Source organism: Psychrobacter pasteurii, assembly GCF_900162815.1.
Lineage (GTDB): Bacteria > Pseudomonadota > Gammaproteobacteria > Pseudomonadales > Moraxellaceae > Psychrobacter > Psychrobacter pasteurii.
In genome coordinates this window covers 1-7,549 of sequence record NZ_FUGD01000111.1, presented here as the reverse complement: position 1 = coordinate 7,549, position 7,549 = coordinate 1, and the positions used below count along the sequence as shown (strand labels likewise).

At 43.1% G+C, this 7,549-nt stretch carries 7 protein-coding genes and 1 pseudogene; 3 read left to right on the top strand and 5 right to left on the bottom strand.

Features of this window, described 5'->3' with window-relative positions; genetic code table 11:
- Window positions 1-390, top strand: a pseudogene (locus A1232T_RS10060) (transposase); the annotation flags it as partial.
- A gap of 136 nt (window positions 391-526) precedes the next feature.
- Here A1232T_RS10060 and A1232T_RS10055 read toward each other — a convergent pair.
- Entirely contained in the window at window positions 527-1,816 is a 1,290-nt protein-coding gene (locus tag A1232T_RS10055) for an adenylosuccinate synthase (protein ID WP_077449286.1), read from the bottom strand.
- Window positions 1,817-1,912: 96 nt separating this feature from the next.
- A complete protein-coding gene (locus A1232T_RS10050; RefSeq protein WP_077449285.1) occupies window positions 1,913-3,208 on the bottom strand; it encodes an ATP phosphoribosyltransferase regulatory subunit in 1,296 nt (431 codons plus the stop codon).
- Between the two features lie 860 nt (window positions 3,209-4,068).
- On the opposite strand from A1232T_RS10050, the gene A1232T_RS10045 reads away from it, so the two are divergent.
- Both A1232T_RS10045 and corA read left to right on the top strand, forming a co-directional pair.
- A complete protein-coding gene (locus A1232T_RS10045; RefSeq protein ID WP_077449284.1) occupies window positions 4,069-4,455 on the top strand; it encodes a DUF2237 family protein in 387 nt (128 codons plus the stop codon).
- Between the two features lie 96 nt (window positions 4,456-4,551).
- On the top strand, window positions 4,552-5,655 hold the full coding sequence (gene corA, locus A1232T_RS10040) for a magnesium/cobalt transporter CorA (RefSeq protein WP_077449283.1): 1,104 nt from the start codon (window positions 4,552-4,554) through the stop codon (window positions 5,653-5,655).
- 30 nt (window positions 5,656-5,685) lie between these two features.
- On the opposite strand, the gene A1232T_RS10035 is transcribed toward corA, so the two are convergent.
- From A1232T_RS10035 to A1232T_RS10025, 3 genes are all read right to left on the bottom strand, one after another.
- On the bottom strand, window positions 5,686-6,147 hold the full coding sequence (locus A1232T_RS10035) for a phosphate-starvation-inducible protein PsiE (RefSeq protein ID WP_077449282.1): 462 nt from the start codon (window positions 6,145-6,147) through the stop codon (window positions 5,686-5,688).
- A gap of 178 nt (window positions 6,148-6,325) precedes the next feature.
- Window positions 6,326-7,189: a bifunctional methylenetetrahydrofolate dehydrogenase/methenyltetrahydrofolate cyclohydrolase FolD gene (gene folD, locus A1232T_RS10030; RefSeq protein WP_077449287.1), complete on the bottom strand. Its 864-nt coding sequence runs from the start codon at window positions 7,187-7,189 to the stop codon at window positions 6,326-6,328.
- A 219-nt stretch (window positions 7,190-7,408) separates the two neighbouring features.
- Window positions 7,409-7,549: zinc ribbon domain-containing protein (locus tag A1232T_RS10025; protein ID WP_143513984.1), on the bottom strand; the 141-nt coding region annotated here is incomplete at its 5' end.

Sequence of the window (7,549 nt, the reverse complement as noted above, 5' to 3'; positions counted from 1 at the left end):
CAAGAGACGTCCGTCAATGGTGCAGATATTAGTCAGTGGTATTATTGGCGTTGGCAAATAGAATCTTATTTTAAACTGCTTAAAAGTGCAGGACTTCAGCTAGAGTCCTGGTTACAGCAAAGTGGAGACGCTTATTTTAAGCGGTTGTTAATTGCCTCTCAGGCTTGTACGCTCGTGTGGCGTATTATGCAAGCATCTGATAAACAGTCACAAGAGTTTGCTTTGTTTTTAGTGCGCCTCTCAGGTCGGCAAATGAAACGCAGCAAACCAATAACCGCACCTGCTGTGATGGCAGGATTGTTCCAGTGGCTTAATTTTACCGAACTGGTAAATCATTATCCCCCTGACAAACTGCGTGAATTCGCTGATGCCGCTAGTAAATTTGTGTAGATACTTATGCCCTGAAGTGGGTGGTTTTACGGCGACTGGTGATAAAAAAACCCCATGCTAAGATAACATAGGGTTTTTTATTAAGCTATTGCCTGCCTATTGCAGCAAGCTTTAGCGCTTAAGCCTCTACTACGGCTTAGGCGTCATACGGATCGCGTAATACGATGGTCTCGTCACGATCAGGACCAGTAGAGATAATATCTACTGGGCAGTCGATTAATTGCTCAATACGCTTGATATACGCTTTGGCTTCTTCTGGTAGGTCTTCATACTTAGTGATACCTACAGTTGAGCCTTTCCAGCCTGGTAGAGTTTCGTACTTAGGAGTTACAGTTTCATAGAACTCACCGTCGTGCGCTGCAGCCACTTCAGACTCAGGGATGTCATAGCCCACACCAATACGGATTTCGTCTAGACCGTCAAGTACGTCAAGCTTAGTTAAGCAGATACCTGATAGAGAGTTTAATACCACCGCACGGCGAAGTGCTTCAGCATCGAACCAACCACAGCGGCGAGCACGGCCTGTCGTTGCACCAAACTCATGACCCACTTTCGCTAAGTGTGCGCCCACATCATCAAACAATTCTGTTGGGAATGGACCGCTACCTACACGAGTGGTGTAAGCTTTAGTGATACCTAGTACGTAGTCTAAGTATAATGGACCAATACCGGTACCTGTTGATACACCACCAGCGGTTACGCTTGAGCTGGTAACGAATGGATATGTACCATGGTCGATGTCAAGTAAGGTACCTTGAGCACCTTCAAACATTAAGTTTTTGCCAGCAAGACGTAACTGGTTTAGCTCTTCAGTCACATCGCATACTAAGCCTTTAAGCTCTTCTTTCCACTCTTGGCAAAGAGCAAAAGTCTCATCAAAGTCAATCGCGTCAACTTTGTAGTACTGAGTTAGTTGGAAGTTGTGGTATTCAATTAGGTTGCGTAGCTTTTCTTCTAAGTCATCACGGAACAAGTCAGCCAGCTTGATAGCACGGCGAGCCACTTTGTCTTCATAAGCTGGACCAATACCACGACCGGTAGTACCGATTTTGCCTGTGCCACGTTTTGCTTCACGCGCTTGGTCTAATGCAATGTGGTAAGGAAGGATTAATGGGCAGTTTGGTGAGATTCTTAAACGCTCACGAACTGGAACATTGTTGCTCTCAAGCTCTTTCATCTCAATTAATAACGCTTCTGGTGACAACACCACACCATTACCGATGAAACAAGTCACGTCATCACGTAAGATGCCTGATGGAATTAAGTGTAGAACTGTTTTTTTGCCGTCTACCACTAACGTGTGACCAGCGTTGTGACCGCCTTGAAAGCGGGCTACAGCTGAAGCTTTTTCGGTTAGCAAGTCAACGATCTTGCCTTTACCTTCATCGCCCCATTGGCTACCTAGTACTACAACATTTTTTCCCATAACAAATCCTTAACCACTCGTATTGAACTGTAAAAATTAAATTGCGTCATTGTGGCGCAGTTATTTTGAGACAAAAAACCAGTCTTCAACCAAAGTTTAAACTGCTCTTAAGACCCACTCACCATCTTCTAAAATTAATTTGTGTGTTACGTTGTTAGGAACATCGGTCGCACTTAAAGGACGTACTACTCGGTGACCTAAGTCTCGTAACTCTGAAATCTTGTTAACTAAATCTTTTTCAAGCTTGGCATTGTCATCATTGCGTACGCCCTGCATATCTGTAAAGCTGACCAATACCAGCTTTGACTCATTTAGGGTGATGTAACGCTGAAGTCGAGTAACCTCCAAGCTAAACCCTGTGGCACTGCGCGATGGCAGCTCTTGGGCAATAGCAGTCGGGGCATTATTTGCTGAGTCGAAACTCTCCCCGTTAAAGCGACCACCACGGACCACAGCCTGTGATTCATTTTCAAAGTAGGCATTAAACACAATGCCTGTGTGGTAGTGATACCCTAATTCAGTGATATCCACACTCACATTACTTTGATAAGTTTCTTTGATATGACGGGCCATAGTCTGAACTTCACCAACCGCTTTAATAATAGCGGCATCATTGGTGGCTGTATCCGACAAGGCTTGTTTTAGCGCAGTCATATCATGGCCATACACGGCTAAATGATAAAAATCACTGCCCATAGGTAAATCCTCACAGACATGCTTTAGCTCAGGTAACGCTTTATTGGCATATAAATTCATCAATACCGAAGCATCATTGTCTGATAAACCCGCCAGCTCTTTTAAGCGAGCAAAAATAGCCACGTGGCCAATGTCTATGTGTAAGTGTTTTTTTAGATCTAGATTGTCAATTAGACAATAGAGCACATCGATCAGTTCGATATCTGCATCTAGGCTATCACTACCAAAGATCTCAGCCCCTAACTGTAACGGAGTACGCGAGCCAAACAAACCATCTGGTAAGGTGCGAATAACGTGACCGGCATAGCAGTAACGGGCAATTTGATCGGCTTTGCCCATTTTATTTAAGTGCGCATCGATACGTAGAATTTGCGGGGTAATATCAGCACGTACCCCCATAAGACGACCAGACAACTGATCAATGATTTTAAAAGTTTGACGTTTTAAGTCTTCTGAAGCATTGCCTAATAATGACTCGGTAAACTCAATCATTGGTGGGCAAATAAGCTCATAACCCCGGCTTACTAACAGTCGGGTCAACCTATAACGTAGCCACTCTTGCTTTTGCGCCTCTTCAGAAAGTAAGTCACTTACCCCATCTGGTAACAACCAGATATTATCAACATCTGCTACTGGGGCGAGTTTATCTGAAGACTGGCTTTGATTTTTACTGGAGGTTATAGAACTATCAGACACAAGTAATCCTTGTTTGGAGGCGATACTGATTATTCAAGCCGGTTCGCCATCACCAAATCGTTAGTTAAAGTGTAGTATTAGTAATCGATATTTTAAGAATATATAATTTTGAAAAATTAACCTTGTACAAACAAAGTCATGACCAACAGTGGCTTTGGTACGCTGTACATTTTGGCTGAGCACACAATTAAACGGCGTACACCGTTTTGCTGTGAATTATTAAATTCGTTTTTTATGCCTTCTTTTGTACGTCATCTTTTAGACTCATTATACAAAAGCTATCAAACTGGCTTGAGAAGGCTAAATTCATCTTAATTGCCGATATTTTGACGGCCAGATTCAAGACTTTAAGGCCATTTTAACACGACTTTGTCCTGTCATGGCTAAATTCGACACTCAATAAGCCGATTAATTTGTGACTTTAAGTCTAGCATAGCTAACCGCTTTCGCCTAGAGAAACCCATGATAAAACTCAAAATTCATTTCATGAATAATAACTTACTCTACTATTTGTCCTCTATTATAAAACGGGCGCTCACTTTTGACTTAAGTTCATGTACTACAAGAATATTGTATTGTTAAACCGTGAGTTTCAACCTTTTATTATAGTGAGCCACGCTCCTATATCAGATGTGAATGTGTTACTATTTGGTTTCATTTTATAGCTTAATCACTGTCTAAATATTATCCTACCCCTCACTCAGTTATGCCTTAATCAAATATAAGTTAAAGTATGAATTATGGGTCAGCACCCTGTGCTGTATCTTGTTTGACTTTATAGGCGTAAATCATAGGCGTAAGTCTATTGCGTAAGCCAAACTGAGTTATCTAGCAAATTTATCTTAAAGAGATTCCAAACTATGTCTAGCCATCATCCCGACCCTAAATTAAACCAAAGAAATGTTCTGGGCACCGCTTTGGCCAGCTGTTGTTTTGACCCCATCACTGGATATTACCGTAACGGCTTTTGTCATACCGGTCCACACGACATTGGGCAACATACCGTCTGTGCCAAAATGACCAGTGAGTTTTTGAACTTCTCCGCTAAGACCGGCAACGACTTAATCACGCCTGTGCCTGAATTTGGCTTCCCAGGATTAAAGCCTGGCGACTATTGGTGCATCTGTGCCCTACGCTGGTTAGATGCTTTAGACCACGATATGGCGCCTCAAATTAAGCTCGAGGCCTGTCATGAAAGCCTTCTTGAGTTGGTCGATATGGAAACTTTAAATAAATACGCATTATAATAAAGACGTTTTCACCTTGGTGTGCAGTTCCCCTAAGCTCTAGCCATTTACCGCAACGCATCATCTCTTCATTTACTTCAGTCATGAGGGTTAACTATGTCCGATATAAGATTAAAAGAAGAGCAGCAAGCTCTGTCCTTTATGTCGCCCACTATGCCGGTCTATGATCCTGATGCAGAGCGGGTAGAAGACTTTGAGCGATCGGGGATTAACGAGATTGTTAACTGCTGCGTTTATTCTCGTAAAACGGGTGAATTTGTTGAAAAAATAGAGTTAGATGAAGTCAGCAGAACCTTAGCCAATAAAGGGGAGTTTATCTGGCTTGGGCTGTATGACCCAAGTATTGAAACCATCGAAGCGGTACAAAAAGCTTTTGATATTCACGAACTGGCTTTAGAGGATGCGTTTAACGAAAATCAACGCGCTAAAATTGAGTCTTATGGCAATGACTCTTTATTCGTAGTGGTTCGTACCGCTTATTTGTCTCAAAACAACATTCACTATGGCACCACCTCCATGTTTATGGGCAATAATTATATTATTACCATTCGTACTGGTGCTTCGAACTCTTACGCCCCCGTTCGTGCCTATTGCCACCGACGTCCAGAGAAAATGTCTATGGGTCCCGTCTTTGTACTCCATGCCGTATTGGACTATGTGGTCGATAGCTACTTGCCGATTACCGACAGCTTAGGTGAGTACTTAAAGGAGCAAGAACGTAATATTTTCTCTTATAAGTTCAGCAAAGAGGTTCTCCAGAGCCTATATATTTTAAAGTCGCAGCTGGTGCATATGCGCGCGGTGATGATGCCGGTACAAGACATCTGTAACTTCTTTATCAATCACAAAAAAAATGAGCTGGTCTCCACCTTTCCCAGTATCGCCAAGCCTTACTTTCGTGATGTAAACGACCACCTATTACGTGCTATCGACGCAGTTAACGGCTTAAATGAAATGCTTAGTGTGGCGATGGACACCTATATGGCCATGGTCAACATGGGACAAAACGAGGTGGTACGCAAGTTGGCTGCTTGGGCCGGTATCTTAGCCGTACCCACAGCAGTGGCGGGAATATATGGTATGAACTTCGACATCATGCCTGAGCTGCATTATGAATATTCTTACTTTGTGGTGTTAGCCGTAATTTTAACCACCTGTGTGATCTTATATCGTCAGTTTCGTAAATCAGGCTGGTTATAACCTGCCCCTAATGCGCCTGAACTTATCCTTCTAGTGCAAATTCTTGTTATCAGGATTGTTTTTATACCCCTCATCGTCCGGGCGACCAAACTGACTGGCGGTCCAAGTCAATAAAAACACCGCAATACTTAAGATGAAAATCGACAAGGTAATGGTCAATAATAGCCACAGATGAAAGTCTTCAGACACCGCTTGCACATCCACAACCAAATGTCGGGACAAGGCGGTAATGGCAATGTAAATCAAAAACTGTACAGGCAACCTATGCGTCTTAAAATAAATGCCAATCATGGCCAGCAGTTCAAGATAGATAAACAACATAAGAATGTCTTTTAGCTCTGCCTTGCCGCCTTGAATAATACTGATGAATTCAGCCCCTGCCGCCCAGATCACCACAAAGCCAATCACTAATAACGCAATGTAATGGCTCACATCTACTAGCAGCTCACCAAAAGCCTGTACCTTATTGTCCCAGTCACTCTTTTGTCTCATCTCTTGATACTCCTTACCTTAGGTTTGCCAAATACAGCTGCGCTCTGAAAGTTCTGGCTTTATAAAATGCAAAAGAGGCTCAATATTGAGCCTCCTTGCTGTTTAGTCTTTTGATATTTGGTCTTGTAATTTGGGCTTAATGGCCAGCTCAATTAGCTACCCATTAATGAATTGACCATTACAAGCTAGCTGCTTTTTCAGCAGCTTCAACAGTTTGACGAATCAAAGTATTGATCGTCATTGGCCCCACACCACCTGGTACTGGAGTATAAGCTGAGGCGATTGATTCAACACCTTTTAGCTCAATATCACCTACGCCGCCATCATCTGTTGGATGGAAGCCAGCATCGACAACCACAGCACCTGGCTTAATCCAATCTTTTTTGATTAGCTCAGGCACACCTACCGCACCCACGATAATATCAGCACGGCCTACGTGTTCAGCCAAGTTTTGAGTGCGTGAGTGGCAAGTAGTCACGGTGCAGTTGGCGTTCAATAACATTTGCGCCATTGGTTTGCCCAAAATTGCACTACGGCCAACTACGACTGCATTTTTACCTGCAAATTCGATGCCATTTTTCTCAAGTAAGTACATGATACCTTGTGGCGTGCATGATCCATAAGCTGGCTCACCCATACTCATACGGCCGAAACCTAATGAAGTCACACCGTCCACATCTTTATTTAAATCAATGGCATCAAAGCAAGCACGCTCATCAATTTGTTCAGGCACTGGATGCTGTAGCAAGATACCATGTACATCCGGGTTGTTGTTTAGCTCATCAATTTTAGCCAACAACTCTTCTGTCGTGGTACTTGCTGGCATCTCAACTTTAATAGACTCCATGCCTACACGCTTACAAGCATTACCTTTCATGCGCACGTAAGTTGCAGAAGCAGGATCATCGCCGACTAAGATAGTCGCTAAAATAGGCGTACGGCCTGTTTTCTCAATAAGGGCAGCAACGCGCTGGCTTAAATCGGTTTCAATTTCTTTAGCTAGGGCTCTACCGTCAAGGCGTGTTGCAGTGGCATCAGTCATGTCTGGCTCCATCTTTTCTCATTGTAAGGGAAATTACTAGTTTCAAGCGGCTTCTTTTAAGCGATTTCGCTTAGGGATTACTTTATTCGCGATATTGTAACCTATGACGGCCAAATATGCCGAGTCACTTTTGTTGTATGCCATGACTTATTTGTCATTTAGCTCTACTCTACAGGTATTTCCACACTATTAATGTTTATATTTGACTTCCTCCCCTCGCTAAACCGAGGGGATTCCTACATCTAGACGGTCAAGCCCGACCGCAAGGATGTTCTTAGCAGCATTGATATCTCTATCATGCCATGTGCCACACTCAGCACACCTCCATCCTCTTATTCGCAAACCTGCTCTACCTTTTGG